18 protein-coding genes and 4 pseudogenes are annotated in these 26,451 nt (G+C 42.5%); 14 read left to right on the top strand and 8 right to left on the bottom strand.

The features are described from left to right. Both RMY63_RS31020 and RMY63_RS31025 read left to right on the top strand, forming a co-directional pair. Positions 1-502 (top strand): annotated as a pseudogene (locus tag RMY63_RS31020) (hypothetical protein); the annotation flags it as partial. Between the two features lie 596 nt (positions 503-1,098). Next, positions 1,099-1,272 carry a hypothetical protein gene (locus RMY63_RS31025; RefSeq protein WP_322732404.1) on the top strand — a complete coding sequence of 58 codons (174 nt, stop codon included), beginning with the start codon at positions 1,099-1,101 and terminating at the stop codon, positions 1,270-1,272. Positions 1,273-1,549: 277 nt separating this feature from the next. On the opposite strand, the pseudogene RMY63_RS31030 reads toward RMY63_RS31025, so the two are convergent. The 5 genes and pseudogenes from RMY63_RS31030 to RMY63_RS31050 all read right to left on the bottom strand — a co-directional run. After that, positions 1,550-1,771: pseudogene (locus tag RMY63_RS31030) on the bottom strand (hypothetical protein); the annotation flags it as partial. A gap of 3 nt (positions 1,772-1,774) precedes the next feature. After that, positions 1,775-2,797: a site-specific integrase gene (locus RMY63_RS31035; RefSeq protein WP_322732372.1), complete on the bottom strand. Its 1,023-nt coding sequence runs from the start codon at positions 2,795-2,797 to the stop codon at positions 1,775-1,777. 119 nt (positions 2,798-2,916) lie between these two features. Further along, positions 2,917-3,330, bottom strand: a complete 414-nt coding sequence (locus RMY63_RS31040) for an HNH endonuclease signature motif containing protein (RefSeq protein WP_322732373.1) — start codon at positions 3,328-3,330, stop codon at positions 2,917-2,919. Positions 3,331-3,340: 10 nt separating this feature from the next. Then, the gene (locus RMY63_RS31045) at positions 3,341-3,715 is read right to left on the bottom strand and encodes a hypothetical protein (protein WP_322732374.1); all 375 of its coding nucleotides are present in this window, start codon (positions 3,713-3,715) and stop codon (positions 3,341-3,343) included. 541 nt (positions 3,716-4,256) lie between these two features. Further along, a complete protein-coding gene (locus tag RMY63_RS31050) occupies positions 4,257-4,514 on the bottom strand; it encodes a hypothetical protein (protein ID WP_322732375.1) in 258 nt (85 codons plus the stop codon). A gap of 413 nt (positions 4,515-4,927) precedes the next feature. On the opposite strand from RMY63_RS31050, the gene RMY63_RS31055 reads away from it, so the two are divergent. The 5 genes and pseudogenes from RMY63_RS31055 (at position 4,928) to RMY63_RS31075 (ending at position 7,493) form a co-directional block, all read left to right on the top strand. Then, on the top strand, positions 4,928-5,086 hold the full coding sequence (locus RMY63_RS31055) for a hypothetical protein (RefSeq protein WP_322732376.1): 159 nt from the start codon (positions 4,928-4,930) through the stop codon (positions 5,084-5,086). Positions 5,087-5,217: 131 nt separating this feature from the next. Further along, on the top strand, positions 5,218-6,459 hold the full coding sequence (locus RMY63_RS31060) for a multidrug effflux MFS transporter (protein ID WP_322732377.1): 1,242 nt from the start codon (positions 5,218-5,220) through the stop codon (positions 6,457-6,459). A gap of 21 nt (positions 6,460-6,480) precedes the next feature. Next, positions 6,481-6,825: pseudogene (locus RMY63_RS31065) on the top strand (DNA polymerase IV). 82 nt (positions 6,826-6,907) lie between these two features. After that, positions 6,908-7,180 carry a hypothetical protein gene (locus RMY63_RS31070; protein ID WP_322732378.1) on the top strand — a complete coding sequence of 91 codons (273 nt, stop codon included), beginning with the start codon at positions 6,908-6,910 and terminating at the stop codon, positions 7,178-7,180. Between the two features lie 136 nt (positions 7,181-7,316). Beyond that, complete coding sequence (locus tag RMY63_RS31075) at positions 7,317-7,493, top strand: hypothetical protein (protein WP_322732379.1); 177 nt, start codon at positions 7,317-7,319, stop codon at positions 7,491-7,493. Positions 7,494-7,822: 329 nt separating this feature from the next. Here the strand turns inward: RMY63_RS31075 and RMY63_RS31080 are convergent, their stop codons facing one another. After that, entirely contained in the window at positions 7,823-8,149 is a 327-nt protein-coding gene (locus RMY63_RS31080; protein WP_322732380.1) for a hypothetical protein, read from the bottom strand. A 520-nt stretch (positions 8,150-8,669) separates the two neighbouring features. Here RMY63_RS31080 and RMY63_RS31085 point away from each other — a divergent pair. The 4 genes from RMY63_RS31085 to RMY63_RS41955 all read left to right on the top strand — a co-directional run bounded on the left by RMY63_RS31085 (position 8,670) and on the right by RMY63_RS41955 (position 10,386). Next, positions 8,670-9,062 carry a sigma-70 family RNA polymerase sigma factor gene (locus RMY63_RS31085; protein ID WP_322732381.1) on the top strand — a complete coding sequence of 131 codons (393 nt, stop codon included), beginning with the start codon at positions 8,670-8,672 and terminating at the stop codon, positions 9,060-9,062. A 361-nt stretch (positions 9,063-9,423) separates the two neighbouring features. After that, positions 9,424-9,564, top strand: coding sequence for a hypothetical protein (locus RMY63_RS31090; protein ID WP_322732382.1), 141 nt, complete (start codon positions 9,424-9,426; stop codon positions 9,562-9,564). A gap of 122 nt (positions 9,565-9,686) precedes the next feature. Continuing rightward, positions 9,687-10,199 (top strand): transposase, encoded by a 513-nt coding sequence (locus RMY63_RS31095; protein ID WP_322732383.1) that lies wholly within the window; start codon positions 9,687-9,689, stop codon positions 10,197-10,199. After that, positions 10,177-10,386, top strand: a complete 210-nt coding sequence (locus RMY63_RS41955) for a transposase (RefSeq protein WP_416212565.1) — start codon at positions 10,177-10,179, stop codon at positions 10,384-10,386. Before RMY63_RS31095 ends, RMY63_RS41955 begins: the two co-directional genes overlap by 23 nt. A gap of 84 nt (positions 10,387-10,470) precedes the next feature. Here the strand turns inward: RMY63_RS41955 and RMY63_RS31100 are convergent. Further along, positions 10,471-10,758: pseudogene (locus RMY63_RS31100) on the bottom strand (transposase-like zinc-binding domain-containing protein); the annotation flags it as partial. 190 nt (positions 10,759-10,948) lie between these two features. Then, positions 10,949-11,644: a helix-turn-helix transcriptional regulator gene (locus tag RMY63_RS31105; protein WP_322732384.1), complete on the bottom strand. Its 696-nt coding sequence runs from the start codon at positions 11,642-11,644 to the stop codon at positions 10,949-10,951. 1,322 nt (positions 11,645-12,966) lie between these two features. Between RMY63_RS31105 and RMY63_RS31110 the strand changes: the two genes are divergently transcribed. From RMY63_RS31110 to RMY63_RS31120, 3 genes are all read left to right on the top strand, one after another. Continuing rightward, positions 12,967-13,710 (top strand): hypothetical protein, encoded by a 744-nt coding sequence (locus tag RMY63_RS31110; RefSeq protein WP_322732385.1) that lies wholly within the window; start codon positions 12,967-12,969, stop codon positions 13,708-13,710. Between the two features lie 409 nt (positions 13,711-14,119). Continuing rightward, positions 14,120-15,169 (top strand): aromatic ring-hydroxylating dioxygenase subunit alpha, encoded by a 1,050-nt coding sequence (locus RMY63_RS31115; protein WP_322732386.1) that lies wholly within the window; start codon positions 14,120-14,122, stop codon positions 15,167-15,169. Between the two features lie 163 nt (positions 15,170-15,332). Then, a complete protein-coding gene (locus tag RMY63_RS31120) occupies positions 15,333-26,402 on the top strand; it encodes an SDR family NAD(P)-dependent oxidoreductase (protein WP_322732387.1) in 11,070 nt (3,689 codons plus the stop codon). The last annotated feature ends 49 nt before the right edge of the window (positions 26,403-26,451 follow it).

Below are 26,451 nucleotides of genomic sequence, written 5' to 3' on the forward strand. Positions count from 1 at the left end.
ACTGTATCGTAAACTACCATTTTTTAGCGATCGCAAAACTTTTCGGTCTACTGAATGTGGTTGGCATTTGTGGGTGAACACATGCCGCTTTTATCTGAACTGTGGAAACTCTATTTACGACGATTTGCGGTTGACCACTGGTATCGGTTTATTAAACAACGCTTGCATTGGACACTACCAAAGTTGTCAACTCCTCAACAAACAATGTGACCGATGGAGCGACCTCATGCCTGTGATCAGTTGGGAGTTGTGGCTGGCTCGTGATATCGTTAATGACTACCCGCTTCCGTGGCAAAAAGCAATGACTCAATTAACTCCCGGACGGGTTGCACAAGCGATGCCTGGGATTTTGATGCGCGTTTCCACTCCTGCCCAAGCGCCAAAACCACGAGGTAAATCTTCCGGTTGGAAGACTGGTGAAAAACGCCAACGTAGAATTCGCTATCCCATTGTTAAAAAGCGTACTTCTCCTTCACCTAAAACAGCACAGAAATCTGCTTGATTTCTCACTTTTTATATTTTTTGCATTGCTTTTTCTCAAGTCAGCTTCCCTGAGTCATTTTGTGCTTCTTAGTCTAAAGTACAGTTATTAAATATCCCTCAAGGCTTGCTTGTCGTTATAAGCATTGGCTGGCCAGGGTTTATTCTCTTTTCTTCTCCATTATTTACTTCACTCTGGGCTGATTTTTCTTTTGTTTCCCGATTACTGAATCGGCGTTCTAGAGCTACATCTTGCGGGGAAGTAAATTATCAATAAAAAGAATAAATTAAAGAGTCAAGTATCTAAATTAATTTCTGCTGCGTTGATAGAAAAGATTTCAAAAATGACTTATGGGGGCTATATGGGGGCTATATGTACCCCAACAATCGTTAAGTATTGTTTTGGGATTTTAACTCCCATATAGCCCCTATATAGGCGCTATATGGGGTATATTTGACTGGTTGACATTTTGTACCCCACTTAGCCCCCAAAAGGTTATGATAAGCTCTTGAGATTGGAAAAATAAGAGTAAGTTATTTTATTCTTGTTTCTCTTGCTCTTGCAAATTACTTGAACAGATAACTTTCACAAATTAAAGTGTAATTACGCTGAAGCAGATGTCAAACATTCACACCTTGCAAAAAATTTTTCCTGCTGGCTTTGATAACGGTTATGGAAGCCTAAAACTTTTAGTCGATGGCTTTGAAGTAGTTCGTGTGCCCAGCTATATAACCAATGCCGAGATGGAAGATGTACCCGGACGCGTAGTTTTTAGAGCAAGGTATCCATGAGTAAAGCTTTGGCTTCAAGACACGTTTGAATCATCGTGAGAGTCAAGTAGCAAAATAAGGCTGATATGCTACGCCAAAAGGCAAAGGATTAAGGGACTGGCAAATAGAATATTGACCAGTAAGCACCCCCGATAAACCCGGTGAAGAGTGTCACTCTAAAGGTATCAGTATTGTTAATCGGAACGAAGTAACCCGTCAAACGCTCTCAGGTGGTCGAATACCTGAGTAGGTGCTAACCGGATGCCTTGACGGGCGAGATTGAGTAAGAAGCGAATGTCTTACACAAATACAGCACTGCAAAATATGTTGTTGGTGGTTCGACTGTTACTGAATCAATTTCTGCTGAATTCTTCTGGGAGCGGTGGCGATAGAATGAGCGGCGATTGTGGCAGACTTTGGGATTCCAACACCCGTCCCCTGCTGTTCCATGTAAAACCTTGGCTTGGGCAGTTGGTAGTTTGGAACATAACTGACACTTGGGATCGAGTGGCTTGGGCATACCTTACTCCACTTCCTCTCCGATTGCACGATAGTAAGCAGCGATCGCCGCTTCTTGTTCACTGCGAAGGGTATACCGTCGAAACGCTTTCTCACTTTGATGTCCTGTTAATTTTCGTGCATGGCTGGGGTCAACTCCCAATAGCAATAAGTCAGTAGCGTAAGTATGTCGAAAGGAGTGAGGGTGCAAATCCTCAATGTGAGCTATTTCACCAATTTTTTCTACAGCGAAGTAAATGCCGTGATAACTCAAGCGTTCACCTTTATATGAAGCATGGTGTGAAATCATTAGTGGGCTAAGGCTAGTTAACACCTCACTCTTTTCTTGTCGCGATCGCAAATACTGTGCCAAAACTTCTCGGCTTTCCTTTTTTAGTGGAACTAAGCGTGGTTCGTTGGTTTTGGTATCAGGTAAAAACAGTAGCTTGCCATCAAACGACCCAACATTTAATTCCACAATTTCTCCAGCCCGCAGCCCATGACTGAGAATGTGAACCAGTGCTGTATCCCGTTGCTTTGTTTCTCCCAATAATTCCAACGCTGACCAAACCCGCTCCATTTCTTCTGGGGTTAAACTTTGGGCTGGTGGCAGTGGCACTTTTTCCAATTTAATCCCCAGTGTGGGATTAGTAGTAATTATGTCAGGATACGTGTAGCACATCCATTTGAAAAAGCTTTTAAGTGCGGCGACTCCTGCATTGATGCTGCTTTTTGAAAGTGGCTTACCTGTATCAGCCCTTACTTCATCCCGTAGATATTCTTTGTACAAACCAAGGTGACGTGGGCGTAACTCATTAAAATGCAATTGCGTCCATCCCAAGAATCTCTTTAGTTCACGTTCGTACAATTTTCGACTGTTAGGCGCTAGGTTATTGCTGCGTAAAAATTCCAGCACCTTTATCCATCGAATATCTGTGGGTGTGCTAATTTTAACAGAACTTCTATGTTTTGTTGTTTGCACACTAGATAGATTTCTATCCAATGGTATCAGTTTTATCGAAGGTAAAGAATCTGCGCTATAATCCATCTTTAAACTAAATAAATAACTTTAATGTTTATATTTATTTTCTAATATTTATAACTTTTATAAAAAAATTAATTAGCTTTCATACCATTAATTCTTCTAAAGATACTAACTTTAGATACTCAAGGATATTTTTGCTGACTTATTAATACTTGCCTTTGTAGTAATCGATTAGGAAGATTAAACTTAAGTAACTTTGCAGTTGCTTGCCCTACTTGAGTTTTTCCCTCAATCCTTACACTCTCAAAATAGAAATGTTCATCCCAAATCTGACGGCGAGGATTATATAATGGCACTATTTCTCCGGTAGCAGAGTCAATTGTCGCAAAATCAGAACCTTTATGACGATTGCATGATAAACATGAAAGAGCTAAATTTTTCGCCAAAGTTTCGCCCCCATGTTTCAGAGCAAGAATATGATCTACTTCATGGGTATATATTGAAAAATCTTGATGAATTAAACAATATTCACAGCGTCCTGACGCTCTACTAACTACCAACTTACGAAGTTCTGTTGAAATTGAAGTACTGGCCATCAAATTTTCATTACTTTTCCATAGCGCGGGCCTTTAGCAGAATCATTAGATGTTCTAATTGTTCGTAAACATCTAATTGAGCTAATTCCATCTGAGTTAATGAAGCAGAACGGTTTTTCTCTAATAATGCTTCTAACTGCATTTGCGCTTGTGATGAAACTTTAAAAGCAATTATCTCTTCTGGCGTTGGGCGTTTAATCAAGAAATCCAGCACTTCTTGATACACTTCGGAAATCTCTACAGTTTGTGCATTCACTTTTGGCTGCTCGCTTGTTTGTTGCACATCTGCATCCAACAATAGCCAAAGTAATTGGGGTAAGTGACTCTGCAAAGGTTCTAAACGCTCGGCTAGTTCATCCGGTATCTGAATCGTTAATTTTGCCACGCTTGAAACTATGAACTAAGGTGTTTGCTCACATTATGCTTTAAGTTACATCGTATTACAATACTTCAACACAAAATAAGATACCCATCTTTTATATGGCAAAAACTACGATTAAAACACACGAACCCCAGACACAACACTTTCACCAATATGCGATCGCGGAAGGAGCATATTGGCAACGAGAATAGAAACTATTGCGCTGCCGATAAATTTTGTTTGTTTTTGGTATCGCTTTTGATGCGTAATTCAGCGATACACACTTACAGGGTGCTAACTTATAGTTATAATTAGCCGTAACTTATTATAAGCAGGATTCAACTATAGCTTTGACTGAGGGCAAAGATAGTTTACAAAAGTTGCTCAGGCGGTTGCATATTATCGTTTTAACAAAGAGACAGAGGGGCAGGCTGCACAAGAATGCATTCGGGAAAACTTTTCTCCCTGGCTTCGTGCCTGTTCCTCAATCTCTGACATTCGGATCGTGGATAACTGCAACCGCCTTGATGGTCAACCGTTTGGGAATACAAATTGCCTGCTTTAATTAACTACAGAAATCATCAACACGGATATCGCGCCAGACATCAGACACTTGCCAGCCAGAGTTGCCCACCGATTGTACTGGAGGATTGTCAAGCAATGGAATATAGTCGGGAACTCTAGGTTCTATTGTGATTACTGATTTCTCCTCAACCTCAACCACAGGGGCTGTATATTTGTCAGTATTAATAACTGTATTGCATGTGGGCGAGATGGATCTAGAAAATTCACAACTGCTACTGGATACCACTGCTTTGTCCATTGAAATACTTCTTCTTTGTTTTGATTCAATGGAATGCTTGCGTTATCCATATTCCCTTGAAAATCTATTTTAGTGGTCATGTGTGTTCTTTTATGTTTTTGAACTAATAAAATTAGAGCTGTTTAATATTTAATATAGTTGCAATTCCAGGTACGCTCTTTTCTACTTAAAAAACTTTCTTCGCTTGCTTGATGGCATAAAAACTATGTACCCCCTCAAACACTTCTTCAGGTGACAGTTGCTCAAAACGATAGCAGGTAATTTTATCTCTAAACTAGTGCTGGTGTACTATCAAACTAATATTGTATTTACTTCCTTGAAAATGCTGTGAAAAGCGAGACTGCTTGTGGTGGAGCTACCCTTGGGACAAGAATCTGTCGCTAGAACTAGGAAAAGAATTCACGTAGATATGGATGCTTTTTACGCATCGGTGGAACAGCGGGAGAACCGGGAGCTACCAAGGCAAACCGTTAGTCGTCGGTGGCAGCCCGAATCAGCGAGGTGTGGTTGCAGCCGCAAGTTTAGAAGCTCGTAAGTTACCTGCAATTTTCTATGTGAACAATGGGAATTGATTGCAGGAGAGTTTCCATTAGAAAAACTCGGTGGTCGTCCACAGTTAAAAATAATCTCATTATTCCCTACTTATTAACAAAGGTTTTAGATACGATCACCCTATCCCAATCCCCTTTAACGAACTCAAAAAATGCGAATTAGACCCAAATCTCTAGGCTTTACGATCTTGCTGGGGGCGCTTTCTGCACTACCGCCCTTGTCAATCGATATGGGGCTACCAGCATTCCCGACAATCAGTGCGGCCCTGAGAACGTCACCAGGTGCGGTGGGACTAACACTTAGTTTGTTTATGCTTGGTTTTGCGATCGCCCAGCTCGGTTTTGGCCCACTTTCAGATCGTTATGGACGCAGGCCAGTTTTACTCGCAGGCTGTGGAATCTTTGCGCTGGCTGGTGTAGTCTGTACTGCGGCACCATCGATCGGTACTCTGATTGCTTGGCGCTTAGTTCAAGGTGCCGGTGCTGGTGCTGGCATGGTGGTGACGCTGGCAATCGTCCGAGATTTATTTGATGGCCCAGAAGCACGGGCGCAACTTTCTTACGTCAACCTAGTGATGAGTGTAGCACCGATGATTGCACCTACAATCGGTGGATGGGTTTTGGCACTCATAGGTTGGCGGGGAATCTATGGTGTGCTAGCTGTGGGAGGATTACTGCTGGTAGTGGCTGTTGCTTTTGGACTAAGTGAATCTCTTGTTCAGCGTGATCTAAATGCAATCAAACCACATCGGCTAATCAATAATTATAGAAAAATTCTCACCAATCCCATTTGCCTTGGCTATGCCCTTGTCAATGCACTTAACTTTGGATGTATGTTCGCCTACGTTGCCGGCTCACCATTAGTGATGCTCAACGTTTTTGGTGTCTCAACTACAATCTACGGTTGGCTATTTGCATCAACTGCCTTTGGGATCATGGTAGGTTCATTCCTGAATGGGCGCTGGAGTATCCAAGGTGTGCCACCTTCACGATTACTCAGTATTAGCTTAATTGTCGCTGTCGTTTCCACAGTGGTACTTATGGTTGTGTCAATGAGTAGTGCAGCCCAAGTTGCAACACTCATGCCATTGCTGGTGCTAAATACCTTTTGTCGTGGCATCATTTCACCAAATGCTATGCATGGTGCCATCCAACCAGTACCAGAAAGTACTGGAGTTGCAGCCGCCGTAGTCGGATTTCTGCAAATGCTCGGTGGCTCACTAGCAAGTGGGTTAGTGGCTTTCCTTTATGATGGGCACAGTGCGTTCGCTATGTCTGGTGTCATGGCAGCATTTGCGATCGCCTCTTACGCCGCCTATACTTTACTAGCACGTCCCGCCGAACGTCGTTATTTGTCGAACTACCAAGACGCCAACAACGCCAAGAATTCCTAAAAAGTGCGTAAGTCAATACCTTTGCCAAATAAAATAGCCAGATATCGGACAAGTCTGCGTCATTCGTTAGTTTTTGGTGGCAATCCCAATCAGCGAGGCGTGGTTGCAGCAGCAAGTTTAGAAGCTCGTAAGTTTGGTATTTACTCCGCGATGCCGTCAGTAACCGCTTTTGCCAAATGCCCCTGACTGATATTCGTCAGACCGAGATTCGACGTTTACCGAGAGATTTCTACTTCAATCCACGCCATATTCAAACGCTACAGTGATTTAGTGGAAGGAGTTACGCTAGATGAAGCATACCTGGATGTTACTGAGAATAGGCAAAATATCACCTACGCTTCTACGATCGCCTCCCACCGTAGGTGATCGCCCCTTTACCCTATTGATTTCCTGGCTTGAATTGCTGCAATTCGATGTTGTACTCTGTTTTTAGAGTTCGGGCTTGCAAATGAACATAGGAATAATCTCGCCAAAAAGTAGCGGGTTTTTAGAAGTGATGCCAGAGGGTGAAGGCAGCGACTATTGGCAGATTGCCGCCGTACACATCAATGGTAAAGCTTTCTGCCCTAGCCCGAAGCTTTATCGCTGTGAACAAGTGGCATTAGCAGTGGCTGCACAAATTTATGATTGGATAGCTGAACACGAACACCAAATCAGTGATGGGGCTTGCTACTGCTCTGTTTTGAAGCTGGCCCTATGGCAGCAACCGAAAGTATCTTAATTGACCTTATATTAATAGCTGCTTAGAGTAATCCTGAGTCCCTGCTAAGAGTGTGGGGATTTTACTTTGTAGGTGCGATGGCTACGCCCGCCCTTAGCATCGCGTTTTGCCCTCTCTCTTGCGATCGCTCCAGAAAGTGTGCAACTTTTCCTCGCTTGATTTTATGAAAGGCGATCGCCACCGGAAAGGGCGGGTACGCCATCGCTCTAGGAGTGCAACTTTATGGGATGTAAGGGCGATCGCCACCGGAAAGGGCGGTTACGCCATACGCCATCGTCCTGTGAGATTTTTATACAAAGATGCAGAGCAGTGATTAACAGTATCAACATCAGTCACATATTAATAGCAACTATCACTAATTATTGAAGGTAAACATAATTCTGGAGCGACAAATATGCTTCGATTATTTAATTCATTTGCATCGAAGCTCGGCAGTATTAAAGAGCAAAAAACTGAGGGAATGGCGGCGGTTGTTGCCTATTTAATGTTTGCTTCTTACTGTTTAACACTAGTAGCTATACTCTGCGTGGTAGTTATTTTGTAGTCTCAGTTTTGAATCAGCAGAATGTAGCTATTCAATTATGTTCTGATTATCAAACTAAGAACATAGTGATGACTATGTTCTTAGTTTATCAAACAAATTTACTTGGTATGCCGAAAAATAATTGGCTTCAAATTTCCACAATCAGTTACTAGATATTCTCTTAATCTAGCTTGGAAATTTTTCTGTTCATTTTCATTAATTAGTTTTAATTTCTGACCAATAACATAGTCGGCTTCTGTTATCCAAAAATCAAGTATTTGGTCTATTTGAGCGATTTCTTGGATATCTGCTATTCGCTGTGCTTCTGATTCTGATAAACTGCTTAGACTTGCTAAAGAACAATACTCTCGGATAATGTTCTTCTGCTCATGAGTTAATGGTAACTCTGGATTTTTAATTTCCTTTGAGAAATAAAAATTGACCATTGGTACTAGCTCCTTATCACCAAATTCTGTTCGGACTTACATATCCATCTAGTTGTAGAATTCGTTAGAGATACGCAGTATCCTTTTAATTTCCAGTTTGTGAACATATTTGGCTTGGTTAACCTCCTATTATACAGTGAGAATGTTTGAGTTTTGTGACCTTACATAATGAATAGTGAAAAAGTTTGGCTTTTGTGACAGTTCAGAGGGTAATTTGATGAGAATTTGATTCAAAAGTCACAAAAAGTTCATTTTATCACTATCTATTAAGAGGTTAGTTCATTTGAAAAACGAATAAGAAGCCGTAATACTTCCTACTTAGTTAACTGGAGGCAATCGGATGCTATCTTGTGGTCGTAAGGCATTTGACGAAGAATTTCGGGTCTTACTTGATTCTGGAAGTTCTTCTGCCCACTCGATGTTAGCTTTCATTAAGCGTAGCCTTGCCCAATTCAATCTCAGTAATTTTTATACCCCTACTTGGGTAATCAATGAGGCATATATGCGTGGAATCAAACTTATGGCAAAAGGCGAACAGATTGAGAAACCCTTAGCTTGGATTCGAGCAACAGCCTATAACATCATTAGAGAGCAGAGCCGAGAACTAAGAAGATTTTCACAGTTTGATGAAAGCATGATTGAATCTCATGTTAATTGCAGCCCTACCGTTTCTGAAGAAATTGAAGAGGAATTATTCAAAAGGGTAAAGCTAGCTTTTGAAAAGTTAGAGCCAGAAGAAAAAGAAATTTTGATTTTGAAAGAGGTAAAAGATTTCTCTTGGAATGAAATTAAATTGCGTCTAGTTTTACAAGGTAAGGAAGTTACGAATGAAGCAACATTGCGTAAACGCAAAGAAAGAGCTTTAAAGCGTCTTCGCAGCATATATCATTCTTTGGAACCTCAAAATGTTTAGCATTCTTGAGTGCAATTATAAAAGTGTTTGAATACCATTAGTTTTCTCTAGCAATGTTTGAAGAATAAATCTGAGCGCTTACGAGATATCTGTATAATTTATATTGCTTGGTTATTCATCAAGAAAGTGTAGGGTGAAGCGACCCACCTATCACCAGGCGATGTTTGACGAAAAGCCGCTATGCGTCGGGAGCACATTTACCTTGTTTGGGTCACTGACTCTTTAAGTTTTCCTCGCTTGAATGCTTTTAGCTAGGATATTCGCTCAAAGTGAGGGCGATAACTTCGTTAAGCTGCGCTAACGCTCTGGCAATGAAAGTGAAATAATAAACTAATACGCCTTGCTGGTAGGAGATACAGCCATGACCTACACCATGCACGAAGCTCAAGAAGTAGCAAAGCTTGCTGCTGCTGACATTGAAGCGTGGCTGTGCTCCCAACCAGAAACTAACGCTCTTTCATCACTCTCACCAGAGAATAAAACAATAATCCTTGCTACATAAGACTTTCAGGCAAAAGAGATGATTTTAGCCATAATGTTAGAAAATAAAGCTCCAAACCCAGTTTCTGTACCTTGTTTAGAAGTTGGCTGAGATTTTTCCCGCCCACTTACTTAATTAGCTATGTGGAAACTACGCCTACTAGCGATAGAGACCATCAAGTTGTTGATGAACTTCATCAAAATTTAGCACAACGAGACATTTTACCAGAAAAACATTTGGTGGATACTGGATATATCGATGCTCAATTACTTGTAGATTCTAATCAAGAATATAACGTCGATTTAGTTGGTCCTGCTCCTGCTGATTCACAATGGCAATCACGCGCTCAAAAGGGTTTTGGTTTGGCAGATTTTGAAATAGATTGGTCACAACAAGTTGTACGCTGTCCTCATGATAAACTGTCTAGCTCTTGGACAAATCGTTTAAATCTTTATTCTCAACCAGTTTTTGTAGTCAGGTTTAAAAAATCTGATTGTCACAATTGTCCATCACGTCTAGATTGTACGAAAGATAAAACTGGCGTTCGGGGCTTAACTTTACGTCCTCAAGAATTGCACGAAGCTCTCAGTCAAGCAAGAGCGCGGCAACAAACGCCTGAATTTAAAGAGCAGTATGCTTTCACGATCTGGTGTTGAAGGAACTATTTCTCAAGCCACAAGAGCGTTTGGGTTGCGTCGATGCCGTTATCGGGGTTTTGAAAAAACTAGGCTACAACATATTATTACGGCTGCTGCTATGAATTTGGTTAGGGTTTGGCAGTGGTGGACCCAAGCTAATAATTTTGGCAAGAGTATTTCTCGCTTCGCAACTTTGGCCGTCTAAATTTGACTTTAAAGAATTCGCCAACAAAGTCATGTCATTCGCGAACCAATCTCCTCTTTCCACATCCCGTGAAAAGTCAGGAGTAATTTCGGGTATTTCATCATAATCAGGGCTATTAGGTAAGGATTTACCAGCCTTTTTTACCCAATTTATTATTGTTGTGTGATGTACTTTCTTGACTCGTTCTATTGCACGAAAGCCGGAGCCATTTACATACATCTCTAGACATTCTCTGCGAATTTCTTCTGGATAACCTTGCTGTTCATAAGAATCGATAAATTGACGACCACAAATCACACACATATGATTTTGTTTACCATATTTTCTGCCGTTCTTGCGGATATGAGCTGATTCACACCTTGGACATTGCATAGCGAGCGCTTGAATTCATACTTCAATTATGCAACGCCAGAGAAGATGTGTCTTTTTTTGTTTCATGCAACAAAGCCTTGACAGACTACTAGCTCGGATAATGCCACCTTGTTTCCAACCCTATTGCTTCTCAAAACTTGTCTGCTTGTCAATAGGCTTTGAGACGCGCTAACCCTGCCTGTATACTAGTCTAAAGTCCAGTCTCTACGTAAGCCTTATTATCTCCATTGTCATTAGACGGAAACTCCCGAAGGTACATATCATAAAGTTCATCTGGATCAATCGGTAGTACTTGGGTCAATAAGGCAACCTCTGAGGGGTTAGGTTGTTGACCTCGGATAATTGCCTCAATTCGTTCTGACGCACTCGGTACTTCGGCATCGAGAAACGCTTCAAGAGCAGCAGCGCGATGCTCCCTGACTAACTGAACAATAATTTTATAGGTTACTTTTTTCTTGGTATTACGATTTTTCTTCCCATCTAAGCTCCTTGAACCAGCAACAAGTTCTTGAATGATCTCACCTCCTTTCGCCGTTATTCGAGCTAAGTCATATAAACTGAGTTCTTCCATCCATACGAATACCTCTTCAACCGAGGTGATTAATCGAGTGGGTTCACGACCTAGGTGTTTTACCTGAGGAATTCGCAAATATTCCTCAAGTGAATAGCCGGCATTTAAGTAGATTTGCAAGTCACCAACAGTAGTGCCAATATAGGCAGCTAATCGTTGAGCACTGCTTTCACCTAAATTGCCCTTTCCATTCTCCCAATCAGACCAAGCAGAATGCACTACTCCAGCTTTTTCAGCAATTTGTCGTACCCTTTGATCTCCTCTCAGCTTGATACACAGTTTTGATAAGCGCTCTCTAGCCTCTAATGTAAGCAAGATTTTAACAAAATCTAATAACTGTTCTTAAAATACCACTTATTAGCCAAAATGGCACGAACCGATCCCACTAATATAAAAATCTGGTAATCTATTTTTGACTTGAGTTGGGTGTATCAGTTGATGGCTGCACGTTTTCAGGGATTGAGCGAGCTAGAATGGAAGTTATTTGAAGGGACTTCCAGAAAATAAATTATCCAATTTCACGCTCATCAAAACGACTTTCTCTCCCCCTGCTAAGAGATCCCTGCTCCCCTGCCCTCAAAGCGATGGAATATTTTTTAATTGGAAGTCCCTAAAGCTGACTTTATCTTCTGCCTTTTTACCAAACCAGACCCAATCTTTGCAACACAACCGACCAGTGCCCTGATCAGCCCTCAGTTAACTTGACAATGTTTACATACTATGTATTTATTGTTATAAGTTTAAAACCAATTTACCAGCAAAATTTCTTGCAAAATCATATTTGTGGTGGTATCTTAAGAACACAGATAGCTTTTGTTCAAATTATGATTACAGTAAAAATCAGAGAACGCTTATCATAAGGTGTGTATTATTTTAAGAGGAGAGCAAAGGGGATGACAAATTGCTGAGAAAGCTAGACTAACATCGCACATTGTGCTTAGTCTGATGGAAAACATTAATGAGCTTTACTAGGTAAGGCACTTCCAGAAAATAAAATGCCCACCCCCTTCGGGGTTCGGCAGTCGCTCATGAGGGAAACCCCCTCTTCTGCGCGCTGCCTCACCGTATCAATAATATTTTTGGCACAACCGAGATATCTAGGCGCTTTCGCCCTCAAGGCGAAAGCGACGGCTGTGCATTTTATTTGTTGGATCTCCCTAACCATTCATATCCCCCCTCTTAAACAGCGATTTCAAGGGTAAGCGGAATGAGAGAAGGTAATATAACCTTGTGATCGAAAGTCATGACATGAGCAAAGTTGTCCCTTGGACTTACTTTTACTTTGCTTTATGGACAGGTTTGAATCACGCTTAAAAGGGAACTGTAAGCCAAACTAACTTCATTCGTGCAGGTATCAGAACTGATCCGCGTGCAATGACACCATGTCTCTCAAAAACGTTCGGGACTACTAAACGTCCTGTCCCAACCTCGGTGTCTTGCTAGCGCCTGCTTAACGTTTTTTCCATTTTAACTTGCCACGAATCACGTTGATGTCTAAGTATCGGGGGCTGAAGAATGAATTGAGGCAACTATCCAAGCTAAACAACCCAATCCCCCATCTCTTGGCTTATTGATTCAAGTACTACTGATTGATCCAGACGAACGTTAGGATATGTACCTTCGGGAGTTTCTGTCTAATGGCAATGGAATTACTCAAGGTTGCACAGCAAATTATTAATGATGAAGCTGTCCGACTATTTACTCAAGAATGCGGAATCCATTACCCTGTTATTTTTGAAAATAAATCCATAAAAATATACGTGCAAAGTCAAAGGGCAGCAAGAGTGCTTTCGTGGCAAAAGTGCTACCTTTTATCGAAACAATGTATTAGCTGGAACTACCAGAAAGTTGAGATTTATTCCCCTCCATACTATTGCTCACCAATTACCATCAATCCCTACGCAATTCTCACAAAATACTGTGATTACCAAGACTCAGTTATGAATAAAGTACCACCAATTATTGCCAAAGCAGGAATTCAATTCGACAATCTAAAGCTATCCCAGTCTTTACTCCCGATTATCATCAGGTGGATTGAAAACCCTAACATCAAAGGCGCAATAGTTCGCATTTCTGACGAACGCCAGATAGTACTCACAGAAGCTAGTGCTGCATTGATCTCTGGTACCGACTTGCTTGGTGCAACTAAACGCAAACGCTCAGACTATTGGTATCTCAGTGATTTGTCAGACATGCGCCGCGAAACTAAACAACGGGGCGATTCCCCATTTGAGTTCCGTTGGCGGGGGACTAATGAACAGCGATCTCAGTGGACTTTGTTCGTCAGTAGCTACTACATAGTGTGTGACGAATTTAGTAACGTGTACCAGATTTCCGAGAATATAGGAGCCGAACAGATTATCCCACCCCCGACAATCTAGTACCGATCCCGTGGAAAAAACCTGTAAAAAACGAGCAAACCTTGCTAGTTATCTGTTTCAGACGAGGGATTTATCATTGAGGCGATTCATTAAGAGCGAGTTTTCTAATTAATATTGACGATGCTGCAAACAAACCCCTCATGAATCAGAAGGTTTGCTCGTTTTTTATAGCTTAATGCGTCTCCTTGGAATTCGCTCATTCGCGCTATGAGAAAAGCTTTGATTATAAGCTTTATGGCTGTTTTGAATTCTCAGAATTTTGAACTTGAGATTGATTTGGAGTAACAAGAAAATATAGATTTATTTCGGTGCTTTTTACTTAACCGTGGTTTCTACGGTTAAGTGCAAGCTCTTAGGCAAGTAACTGATAGCCTATTTTATACACTCATCAAAAAGAACAATTACAGCTATGCTTGCAACAGCTCAACCTGTACTCCGGCGCTTCTGGTATCCAGTCATTCCCATCGAATTGCTACAGAGAGGGCCGCAATCATTCACGCTCCTAGGGGAACCCCTCGTCCTCTGGCTTGATGCAGACGGCAAGCCGTCTGCTGTCCGGGATCGCTGCTGTCATCGCAGCACACCCTTGTCGCAGGGTATTGTTGTTGATGGGAACATTCGCTGTCCCTACCACGGTTGGCAGTTCAACTCAGAAGGCTCCTGTGTCGTGGTGCCTCAGGCTCCTGACAGCCCGATTCCTGAAAATTATCGCGTCCAAAATTTTCAATGCCAGGAGTGCTACGGCTACGCTTGGGTTTGCCTTGGGGACAGTCTTGATGAAATTCTCAACATTCCGGAGGCAGCAGATCCAGGCTACCGCCAGATCCATGCCTTTTACGAAACATGGCACTGTAGTGGTCTGCGGCTAATAGAAAACGTATGCGATCATGGACACTTTCACTTCGTCCACAACCAAACCTTAGCTGATCGCGAAAATCCGGTTTCCTCTCCCCATAACGTGCTTGAAAAGACGGAGTGCGGCTTCTACTTCGAGTCCATTCTCTTTATGCACAACAATCCCCATATGGAAAAGAACGTGGGGAGTTCACAGAAAACCATAAAGATAATACGTAAAATTAACTGGTGCATCCCTTTTGGTTTGCATTTGCAAGAAATGATGGACGGTAAAGAATTAGTACAGGTGAGCATAACGTATGCAACGCCCATCAATGATTCCAGTTGCCAAATGGTACGCTTCTTGTTCCGCAACGACACCGAAGCTGAGGCAAAAGCAGCAGATATAATTACTCATGAGGGTTTGATATTCAACGAAGATCGCACAATCTTGGAAACAATAGATTACGATGTGCCTCTCGATTTGAACGAGGAGGTACACATGGCGACCGATAAACCGGGCATACTGATGCGGCACAAGCTGGCAGCACTGCTGGCGAGCCACGGCGAGGTTGAGCAACGGCGAACAGCAGCGTCAGTAATGGCTAATGCACCACTTATCTAGGCAATAAAAATTTTCTAGCGCGATTTATGGCACCGGACAGGAAGCTTAGGACAACAATCAATTCACAATGTACGCTGTTGAAGTCACCTATAGCCGACTTGTCCTAACGGCTTGGCGACTGCTATAGAAGAAATAATGTAGGAGTAAAGAGAAAGTTGCAATCATGTTAGAGATAATTAATCGGTACGCTCATGGATTTGTTGTTATTCCTACAATTCTGGCTTGTCGAAAAAAAGGTTTCTTTAAACTGCTACAAGAGCAAAACTCATTGACTTTGGAGAAAATAGCAAAGTGTCTTGGCGCAAATGAAGGACACCTTCAGGTCGCTGTGAAAATTATGCAATCTTTAAATTGGGTTGTGCGACAGGAGAGCGGAGAGTATTCTCTAACCGACAAAGCCAATATTTATCAAAAACTTCCAGAAGATATTCTCGACTTATATCACTTGGAAATAGAAGCATACTTGATGGGAGAACAACAGAAAAGTTGTCTGGCAAAGTGGATTGCCCTTTCCGGACAAAGATGGAACGTTGAAAACCCAGTTATAGCAGACTTTTTAGATGGAATTTTAGTTATACCTGTCTTACTTGCACTTAAAAAGAATAATTTACTTAATGATCTGGAGGATAGACAGAAACCTTTATTTTCAGAATTAAGTCATTCTGTGCGTGAGGAATTATATGGACTATTTATTAGTAAAGGATGGGTATCTTTAAAAGAAGGTCAAATCTTCTTGACTGATGTGGGTCGTTTTATAGTAGAACGGTGTTTGATTACTGGAACAGTTGCTTCCTACAAACCGATGTTATCTCGGATATCTGATTTGTTATTTGGTGAAACTCAGGTTGTATTTTCTAGAGATACGTCAAATAATGAAAGACATATTAATCGTATTCTAAATGTTGTAGCTAGTGGGTTTCAACATGAAAAGTTTTTCTCTGATATAGATGAACTGATTCTCTCTATTTTTAATCAGTTGCCTTATGAAGAACAGCCAAAATATATTGTTGATATGGGGTGTGGAGATGGCAGTCTCTTAAAAAGAGTATATGAGATTATTCGATATAAATCTGCAAGAGGGACTGTGTTAGAGCAGTATACTGTGCATATGATTGGTGTGGATTATAATCAGGAAGCATTGGAGGTTGCTACTCGTACTCTAAGTAATATTCCCCACTTTGTTCTTCAAGGAGATATTGGAAATCCTGAAAGACTTGTAGCAGATTTAAAAAATTTGGGTATCCACGATCCAGAAAATCTACTTCATATCCGCTCATTTCTTGACCATGATCGTCCTTTTATTCCTCCTTTGGATACTGCCAGATTATCTAAACGTTCTGTAATACCTTATCAGGGGGTTTATGTTGATAGGAATGGAGGTTCTATTCCTCCTCATTTGATGGTACAAAGTCTGGTGGAACACTTAGAAAGGTGGGCATCAGTTATGACAAAACATGGATTAATTGTTTTGGAAGTACACTGTTTATCTCCAGAAGTCACCTACAAATTTTTAGACAAAAGCGAGAACCTACACTTTGATGCCTATCATGCATTTTCTATGCAGCATCTTATAGAGGCTGATGTTTTCCTTTTAGCTGCTGCCGAAGCTGGTTTATTCCCGAAAGTTGAATTTTCTAAAAGATATCCAAGAACATTTCCTTTTAGTCGCATTACATTAAGTTGGTTTGAAAAACGAGCTTATACTATTCGTCACCCAAGTTTAGAAGACCTGCTGGCTTTAAACAACTTAGAAGTTGAATGTTGGTCAGAACATTTACAGGCATCTCCACAGGAAATCCGACGAAGAATTGAAGAATTACCAGATGCTCATTGTGTTTTAGAAATAGGCGATCGCATTGTTGGTGTAGTTTATTCTCAAAAAATTTCCAGTACTGATTCATTAAAAAACACGACTTGGATAAATCTACCGTCTTTATATACAAAAGAAGGGATAATAGTCCAACTTCTTGGCATAAATATCTTACCGGAAATGCAGCATCAGGGATTGGGTGACCAATTGCTGGAATTTATGCTTCAATGGTGTTCTTTAAAAGGTGGTGTTGACAGTGTTGTGGGTGTGACTCGGTGTAAAAACTATGTTAATCACTCCGATGGAAGCTTTAAAGAATATATTCAAAAACGCAACGAACAAGGACAACTTTTAGATCCAATTCTGCGCTTCCATGAAAGTCATGGTGCTACGATCAAAGGGGTACTGACTGACTATCGCCCAGAAGACACAGATAATCAAGGAAAAGGCGTTTTAATCGAATATAAAATTCACCACCGTCCAATCTCTCAGCATACAATTTCGGAAGAGTTTGAAATATTAGAGAATAAAAATCAAATCAATCAGAATCAAACCTCAGCTTCAATTGTTGAAGAAACAATCCGTTTAGTCATGGGTCAACAGCGCATGGCTTCTTTTTCTGCCAAGCGTTCTTTGAAGGACATAGGTTTAGATTCACTGGATCTTCTGGAACTTAGCTCGCAACTTGGTCAGCGCTTTAGGGTGGAACTACCTCCCACTTTCTTCTTTCAATATCCTACGCCGTCAGCTATAAGCACTTATCTTCAGGAACAAGGGTTGCTTAAAGAAGAAAATCTTCAAAAAATACAACAATCTGGTGTTCGGGATCAGAAAGAAGAAGAAAAATTAGAGCAATTTGATATTCACCAGGAAAAAATTGAGCAACAACTCGATAGAACTTCAGAAATGATAACTTCTTCTATATTAGAAACAAGGTCTTCTGATTTCTCTTCATTCCCAGCTGAAAATAATACCCAGGAATTTATCGCAATTATTGGAATGGCGTGCCGTTTACCAAGTGGTGTGAATAGTACTGAAGAGTTTTGGTCACTGTTATCCGAAGGTACTGATGCTATCACCGAAGTTCCTAAAGAGCGTTGGGACATTAAACATTATTACGACCCCGATGGAAACCAAGCTGGAAAGATATTTAGCCAACATGGAGGTTTCCTGTCTCAGGTTGATCAATTTGATGCCCAGTTTTTCAGGATTGCTCCTAGAGAAGCTAATAATATGGACCCGCAGCAACGCATTTTAATGGAGGTGAGTTGGGAGGCGTTAGAAAATGCCGGATTAAACCCTGAAGCTTTAGCAGGAAGCCAGACAGGTGTTTTCGTTGCTATCTGTAACCATGATTACGGGTATGCACAAGTCAGACAAGAGGAGGGAGACAAAAGCTGTAATGCCTACTTTGCCACTGGAACCAGTGCTTCGGTAGCATCAGGACGAGTATCGTACTTTTTCGGTTTCACAGGTCCGGCAATTTCTGTAGATACCGCATGTTCATCATCACTTGTTGCCTTACATCTTGCTTGTCAAAGCTTGCAGAATAAAGAATGTCATATTGCTCTTGCCTCAGGGGTAAATCTTTTATTATCTACTGAGTCAAGCATTAGTTTTTCTCAGGCAGGAATGCTTTCACCAGATGGACGCTGCAAAACCTTTGACGCTTCTGCTAACGGGTATGTTCGCGGCGAAGGTTGTGGTGTTGTGGTTCTTAAGCGTCTGTCGCAAGCAATAACTGACAAAGATAATATCTTGGCTGTCGTGCGAGGGATAGCAGTTAATCAAGATGGTGCCAGTAACGGTTTAACAGCACCAAACCCATCAGCTCAGACTGCTGTAATCCGTAAAGCTTTATCTGTAGCTGGTGTACATCCCAATCAAGTTTCCTACGTCGAAGCTCATGGTACAGCGACTTCCTTGGGTGATCCTGTTGAGATCAATGGATTAGAAACAGCTTACGGACAAGACCGAGGAGCAGAAAATCCTTTAGTGATCGCTTCAGTTAAGACAAATATCGGACACACGGAAGCTGCTTCTGGAATGGCCGGATTGATTAAAGTTGTCTTGTCGATGCAACACAAGTACATTCCCAAGCATCTTCATTTTCAGAATTTAAATCCGAACATAACACTTGAGCATACTCCCGCAGTGATTCCCACTGAAGGTATGGAATGGAAAACGAGCAACTTATCCCAACGGCTGATAGCAGGAGTCAATTCATTTGGGATTAGCGGTACTAATGCTCATCTCATCTTGGAAGAAGCACCAACACCCGTGCAAAGGAAGGCGGAGATTGTTCCTCCCAAGCACGTATTAACCCTTTCTGCCAAAAGCGAGAAAGCTTTGCGGGAACTGGCACAAAAATATGAAACTTATTTGAATCGCCATGCTGGGACATCACTAGCAGATATTTGTTTCACAGCCTCCACGGGAAGAGCGCATTTTGAACACCGACTGGCAATTATTACTGAATCTACTGCACAGTTGCGCGAGCAGTTGAGTGCTTTCAGTAGCGAGTGGGAGACTAGCGGACTGGTGAGTGGTCGTATTATCGACAATATTCCCAAGATAGCGTTCTTATTCACAGGTCAAGGGTCACAGTATGTGGGTATGGCACAGCAACTTTACCAGACACAACCCATATTTCGTCAAGCATTGGAGCGCTGCGAGGAAATTCTCAGTTCATATTTAGAAATACCCCTTCTAAAAGTTTTGTATCCAGCAACGGGAGAAAATTTTCCCTTGGACTCCACAGCCTACACTCAACCTGCTTTATTTGCCATAGAATATGCCTTGGCTGAGTTATGGAAGTCTTGGGGTATAATTCCCGATATCGTTATGGGTCATAGTGTCGGGGAATATGTTGCTGCAACTGTTGCAGGAGTATTCAGCTTAGAAAATGGTCTGAAGCTGATAGCTCAACGAGGGCGTTTAATGCAGACATTGCCTTTTGATGGAGAAATGGTAGCTATCTTGGCGGATCAGGAACGGGTTGCAGCAGCGATCGCACCATTCGTAAAAGAAGTTTCTATCGCTGCAATTAACGGGCCAGAAAATATTGTCATTTCTGGACGCTGTAGGGCAATACGTAATGTTGTGAGTACTTTAGAAGCAAGCGGGGTAAAGACGACTCCATTGGACGTTTCCCATGCCTTTCACTCTCCTTTAATGGAACCTATGCTGGATGATTTTCGGCAGGTTATCGCCGATATCACCTTCTCACCTCCACAAATCAATTTAGTTTCCAACGTCACTGGAGAGCTAATCACAAATGAAATCACCACTCCTGAATATTGGTGTTCTCACATACGACAGCCTGTCAAATTTGCTGCTAGTATGGCAACTCTTCATCGTGCGGGTTATGAAGTCTTTTTGGAGATTGGACCAAAACCAATTTTATTGCGGATGGGTCGTTCTTGCCTACCACAAGCCGCGGGAGCTTTACTTCCCAGCTTGCGTCCAGGATATTCGGATTGGCAACAAATTCTGGAAAGTTTAGCAGAATTGTACGTCCGTGGAGTAGCCATAGACTGGTCTGGTTTTTGGCAGGACTATGCGCCACGTCGGGTGATGTTGCCGACTTATCCTTGGCAACGAGAACGCTATTGGTATGAGATTTTTGACTCGCAACCAGAGAAGCTAGAACAACATTCCCAACAAGCTATATCAAAGCAACAAGTACATCCTCTTTTGGGATATCGTTTGCGATCGCCCCAGCCGACTTGGAATCAGTCGTTCGCTTGGCAGAAACTCGCTTATCTCTATGATCATATCGTCCAAGGGGCTGCGGTTTATCCTGGAGCAGCTTATGTGGAAATGGCTTTGGCTATTGCATCAGAAACTTTTGGGGAAAAACCTTACATTGTGGAAGAGATTGAATTTCACAAAGCACTCTTCTTACCTGAAAGTGATATACCAACCCTTCAGTGTATTTTAGATTCAAGTCAAGCAACTTTTGAAATTTACAGTAATGCCAAAGATACCCAGGAGTGGGTTCGACATACGACGGGCAAGCTCACCCAACAGCCCAACAACTTTGTCCCGGATCTAGTTGTGCTGGATGAAATTCATCGCCGCTGCACTAAAGAAATTTCTCAGAGCAGTTTATACCAACGTTTCCAAGAAATAGGCTTTAAATATGGTTCTTGCTTCCAAGGAATCGAGCGGCTTTGGAGCGGTAAAGGTGAAGCACTAGCTAAAATTAGGGTTCCCAATGCTATAGAGACAGAAGTCAAAGAATATCAATTGCATCCGGCTATCCTTGATGCTTGTTTTCAGGCTCTCCTCGCCACTTTATCTGTTAAGGGGACTTACTTGCCAGTGCAGATAGACCGAGTTCGGGTTTACGGTCGTCCCAGAATCCAATTTTGGAGCCACGCCACCCTGGTAGAGCAAAGCGCCACCCATATTAAAGGAGACATTAAACTGCTCGATGAAGCTGGAAAAGTGCTGGTAGAAATTCGGGGATTTTCTTGCCAATTTCTGGAGGACAAGCAGGGAGGTTTAGAGAAAGAGGATTGCCTCTATGAATACCAGTGGAAGTTGAAAGCACGCTCCGGTCAAGAGTTAATTCGCCCCGCAGCTGATTATCTACCCTCGCCAGTACAAATTGCTCTTGACCTTCAATCCGAAGCAACTCGGTTAAGTATGCAATTAGGACGGAAGCATTACTACGAACAGCTAAAACCACAAATTGACGTTTTGTCTGCTGTTTATATTCTCAAAGCCTTAAGTCAACTCGGTTGGCAACTTCAATTAAACCAGCGCGTCAGCGTGAATTCTTTGGCACAGGAATTAGGCGTAATATCCCAGCATAAGCGGCTTTTAGGTCAGATGTTGGAAATTCTTCAGGAGGAGGGCGTGCTGCGTCTTTTAGATGACCAATGGGAGGTCTGCCATATACTGGAAGTGAACGACCCTATTGAGACTTGGAAAAAGCTTTTAGCTCAATTTCCTGCCTATCAAGCGGAACTGACACTGTTGGGACGGTGCGGTCAGAAATTAGCACAGGTGTTACAAGGAGAGGTTGACCCACTGCAACTCCTTTTTCCTGAAGGCTCTCAAACAACAACTGAGCATCTATATCAAGACTCTCCTACCTATCGCATATATAACTTGCTGGCTCAAAAAGTCGTTGTTAAGGCGCTAGAGTCTTTATCACAAGGACGAACAGTGCGGATTTTGGAAATTGGCGCAGGTACGGGCGCGATGACATCTTATGTGCTGCCAAAGCTACCGCAACAGTGGACGGAGTATGTATTTACTGACGTTTCCCAACAGTTTATGATCTCTGCAAAGCAGAAGTTTCGCGATTATTCTTTCGTTGAATACCGAACTTTAGATATTGAAGCAGATATTATAGCACAAGGATTTGAGCCGCATTCTTTTGATCTCATTCTGGCATCAGATGTACTGCACGCCACTGCTAATTTGCACTCTTCACTTGAGAATGTTAAACAGCTTCTGAACTCACGGGGATTATTGGTTTTGCTGGAGTTAACAAACCCTCCACGCTGGGCTGAACTGGTATCTGGATTGCTCAAGGGTTGGTGGCTATTTACTGATGTGGAACTACGCAGATCGCACCCATGTATTTCGGAAGCAAAATGGCGAGATGTACTAGAAGATGTTGGGTTTACTGAAATTGCTGGTCTTTCAGATAGAGAGGCAACAGATCAGCCTTTACATACTGTTATTTTGGCTACTGATTCTAGTCATGAAGGTCTTTCTAGACACAGCCAACCTTCTAAAGTTAATGGTGAAGGCAAGACAAAAATACGTCACGAACAAAAGGAACAACTCGAATCAGTTGCACTGACCAAGCCGGAAAAGCAAGGAAGTTGGCTTATTTTTGCCGACAGTGCTGGAGTCGGACAACAGCTAGCACAAAAACTTAGAGAACGGCAACAAATCCCGCAGCTGATTTCACCTGGGGAAGTTTACCAGCGCCTTGATACAAATCACTTCCAGGTTTACCCGGAAAACTCAGAAGATTTGCAGCGACTTGTTGAGACTGTTGATCCAAACCAGCTAGCTTATGGCGGTGTGATTCACCTTTGGAGTCTGGACACGCCTGAGCCTGAGGAGATGACAACTACTTCCCTAGAGTCAGCGCAGACACGCAATTGTGTTAGTGTTCTGCACTTAATACAGGCTCTGACTAAAGGCAATTGGCCTAGCTCTCCCCGTTTGGTGCTAGTCACTCGTGGAACCCAAACAGTCGGAGGTTTAAAATCTGTCTCGGTTGCACAATCTCCTTTGTGGGGTTTGGGTCGTGTGATCAATAACGAACACCCCAATCTTCGCTGTACTAGAGTGGATTTGAGTCCAGCCACTACGGAAGAGGAGATTCAGTCTCTTTTAGAAGAGTTGTTAGCAGATGAGCAAGAAGATGAAATTACGTTGCGGAACGAGTTTCGTTATGTACATAGATTGATACCGATGTCGCCAGCTTCTTTGCACCAAAATTCAAAATCCCTTGTCCAAAATCAACAACCCTTCCGCTTAGAAATTTCTACACCTGGAATGTTGGACAATTTGACACTGCGGGCGATCGCACGTCAACAACCTGCAGCAGGAGAAGTTGAGATTCAGGTTTGTGCCGCCGGGCTAAACTTCAAAGATGTCATGGCAGCAATGGGTATGCTCTCAGACGAAGCTTTAGAGGGGGGTTACTCAGGGCGATCGCTTGGTATAGAGTGTAGCGGAATTATTACTACCATTGGCTCTAGTGTAGAAGGATTTAATATCGGGGATGAAGTCATTGCTTGTGCTCCTTATAGCTTTAGTACACATACAACGACAGATGCCCGTCTTGTAGTGCATAAGCCTGCACATCTGAGTTTTGAGTCAGCTGCTACAATTCCCACGACTTTTTTGACTGCCTACTATGCGATACACTACTTGGGACGCCTGCGTCAGGGTGAGCGGGTTCTCATTCATGGTGCTGCGGGTGGAGTCGGTCTTGCTGCCATTCAACTGGCTCAAGCTGTTGGCGCAGAAATTTTCGCTACAGTTGGCAGCCCGGAAAAACGGGAATTTTTACAAGCGCTTGGTGTAAAGCACATAATGGACTCCCGATCTCTAGCATTTGCTGATGAAGTGATGGAACGCACTGGTGGTAAAGGCGTAGACATCGTTCTCAACTCTCTAGCAGGAGATGCCATTCCTAAGAGCATCTCTGTCTTGGGAGCTTATGGACGTTTCATAGAAATCGGCAAACGAGATATTTACGCAAACAGTAAAGTAGGACTACGACCTTTTGGGAATAATCTGTCGTTCTTTGCTGTGGATCTGGATCGGTTATTGCGAGAACGCCCTGATTTTGCTACCTCGTTACTGCGTGAAGTCATGCAACAGGTTAACGCGAAAATCCTTCACCCGCTTCCTTACCGAGTCTTCTCCATCTCACGAGTGGCAAACGCTTTCCGCTACATGGTGCAAGCTAAACACATTGGCAAAATTGTCGTGTCGTTGCAAGATGCAGATGTAGCAGTGACTCCTTCATCTGAAGAAACAGTCACATTTGCCGCTGATGTCAGCTACTTGATTACAGGCGGACTGGGTGGATTTGGTATAGCAGTGGCTCAGTGGCTGGTGGAGCAGGGTGCCCGACACTTGGTACTGATGAGTCGCACGGGTGCCTCCTCACCACAAGCCAAGGAAGCGGTAAAAACTTTGGAGCAAGCGGGTGTTCGTGTGATGATTGCCTTGGCAGACGTAACACAACAAGAGCAAGTCCAAGGCGTTCTTGCTGACATTCAGCAGTCTATGCCGCCGTTACGAGGCATTATTCATGCTGCAATGGTTCTAGATGATGCTGCCTTGGTTGAACTGAACCGAGAGCGCTTACATAAGGCGATCGCACCCAAGAGCATTGGAGCCTGGAATCTACATATCCATACTTTAGACACACCTTTAGATTTCTTCATCCTTTTTTCCTCGGTGACTTCTATTATTGGTAGTTCAAGACAGGGGAATTATGCAGCTGCCAATGCTTTTCTTGATGCACTAGCGCATTACCGCCACACTCAGGGTTTGCCAGCCTTAACAGTCAACTGGGGTAGAGTGGCTGATGTTGGTTATGTTGCTCAACGTAACGATGTCAATCGATATATGGAGCGGATTGGAGCTAAACCCTTGCAATCTCACCAAGCACTAAAGATACTGGCAAAATTACTTCAACAACAGGTCGTCCAGATGGTGGTAGCACCGATGAACTGGCAGCAGTGGGGTGAGATTCACGCAGCAGCGGCATCAGGGCGATTTTCTCGCCTGATTAGCGAAAAAGCAGTTTTAGGAAAAGCAAATGCCGATAATACCGAAGGAGATTCGCTCGAAAAAGGTTTGTTAGCTGCTGACTCGGCAGAGCGCCAGCAAATGTTAGAATTGCGTGTAAGTGAAGAAGTAGCTAAAGTACTAGGAACTTCTATCGCCAAGCTCGACATTAAACAGTCCTTGACCAATTTGGGACTTGATTCATTTATGGCAGTCGATCTGAGTAATCGGCTTAAGAAAGAGCTAGGTGTAGACGTACCCACTATGAAACTCCTTGGGGGTATAAGTATTGCCCAACTGGCTCAAGAGCAAGTTCAGCAACTACCCTCAGGCAACTCCACTTCCAAAACACTATCACGCCCTTCTGTTGAGCGATCGGCAACTGAATGGATCGTTTGTCATCCACCAAATCCGGATGCCGAGCTGCGTCTATTCTGCTTCCCGTACAATGGGGGAAACTCCTCTGTATTTCGTTCCTGGTCAGATGAGTTGTCGTCAGATATAGAAGTCTGTGCTATTCAGATACCTGGGCAAGTGAACCGTCCCAACGAACAGCCATTTTATGAACTGGCTTCACTCACACAAAACCTGGCACAAGTTCTACTTCCTTATTTGGACAAACCAATCGCATTCTATGGTCATAGTCTAGGTGCATTGATCAGCTTTGAACTAGCCCGCCTACTGCGCCAAGAATATGATATAGTTCCGTATCACTTGTTTGTTGGCGCTTTTCATGCTCCGCAGCTTCCAGATCCATTCCCATCCCTGACTCATATCTCTTTGGATAAGCTTTCTGATCCTACGTTTTTGGAGACTTTAGGTTATACAACAGATACATGGACTTCGTTTTTAAAAAATGGTGAATTCATGAGATCGTTGCTACCAGTTCTAAAGACAGGAAACCAACTCCATAAGACTTATACTTACTCTCAAGATGAGCCACTGGATTGTCCCATTTCCGTATTTGGAGGTATCCAGGATAAAGTAGTGAACCAAAACCTTCTTGAGGCTTGGCGCGAGCAAACTTGCAGTGCCTTTAAGCTACACATGTTAAAAGGCAATCATCTCTTCCTGCACAGTGATCAAAAACAGCTTTTGCAAACGATATCTCAAGAACTGATGTCAATTCTGAGAAAATAACTAAAGTAGCAAAAATCGCAGCAGATCAAGAACAGCTGTCAGAGGTTGA

The organism is Nostoc sp. ChiQUE01b (genome assembly GCF_034531255.1).
Taxonomy (GTDB): domain Bacteria; phylum Cyanobacteriota; class Cyanobacteriia; order Cyanobacteriales; family Nostocaceae; genus Nostoc.

Coding starts and splice junctions, on each gene's coding strand:
- RMY63_RS31090 (WP_322732382.1), top strand. CDS start 9,424: ATGACCTACACCATGCACGAAGCTCAAGAAGTAGCAAAGCTTGCTGCT.
- RMY63_RS31070 (WP_322732378.1), top strand. CDS start 6,908: ATGAACATAGGAATAATCTCGCCAAAAAGTAGCGGGTTTTTAGAAGTG.
- RMY63_RS31040 (WP_322732373.1), bottom strand. CDS start 3,330: ATGGCCAGTACTTCAATTTCAACAGAACTTCGTAAGTTGGTAGTTAGT.
- RMY63_RS31025 (WP_322732404.1), top strand. CDS start 1,099: ATGTCAAACATTCACACCTTGCAAAAAATTTTTCCTGCTGGCTTTGAT.
- RMY63_RS31080 (WP_322732380.1), bottom strand. CDS start 8,149: ATGGTCAATTTTTATTTCTCAAAGGAAATTAAAAATCCAGAGTTACCA.
- RMY63_RS31115 (WP_322732386.1), top strand. CDS start 14,120: ATGCTTGCAACAGCTCAACCTGTACTCCGGCGCTTCTGGTATCCAGTC.
- RMY63_RS31120 (WP_322732387.1), top strand. CDS start 15,333: ATGTTAGAGATAATTAATCGGTACGCTCATGGATTTGTTGTTATTCCT.
- RMY63_RS31035 (WP_322732372.1), bottom strand. CDS start 2,797: ATGGATTATAGCGCAGATTCTTTACCTTCGATAAAACTGATACCATTG.
- RMY63_RS31085 (WP_322732381.1), top strand. CDS start 8,670: ATGGCAAAAGGCGAACAGATTGAGAAACCCTTAGCTTGGATTCGAGCA.
- RMY63_RS31055 (WP_322732376.1), top strand. CDS start 4,928: ATGCTTTTTACGCATCGGTGGAACAGCGGGAGAACCGGGAGCTACCAA.
- RMY63_RS31050 (WP_322732375.1), bottom strand. CDS start 4,514: ATGGACAAAGCAGTGGTATCCAGTAGCAGTTGTGAATTTTCTAGATCC.
- RMY63_RS31060 (WP_322732377.1), top strand. CDS start 5,218: ATGCGAATTAGACCCAAATCTCTAGGCTTTACGATCTTGCTGGGGGCG.
- RMY63_RS31110 (WP_322732385.1), top strand. CDS start 12,967: ATGGCAATGGAATTACTCAAGGTTGCACAGCAAATTATTAATGATGAA.
- RMY63_RS41955 (WP_416212565.1), top strand. CDS start 10,177: ATGCTTTCACGATCTGGTGTTGAAGGAACTATTTCTCAAGCCACAAGA.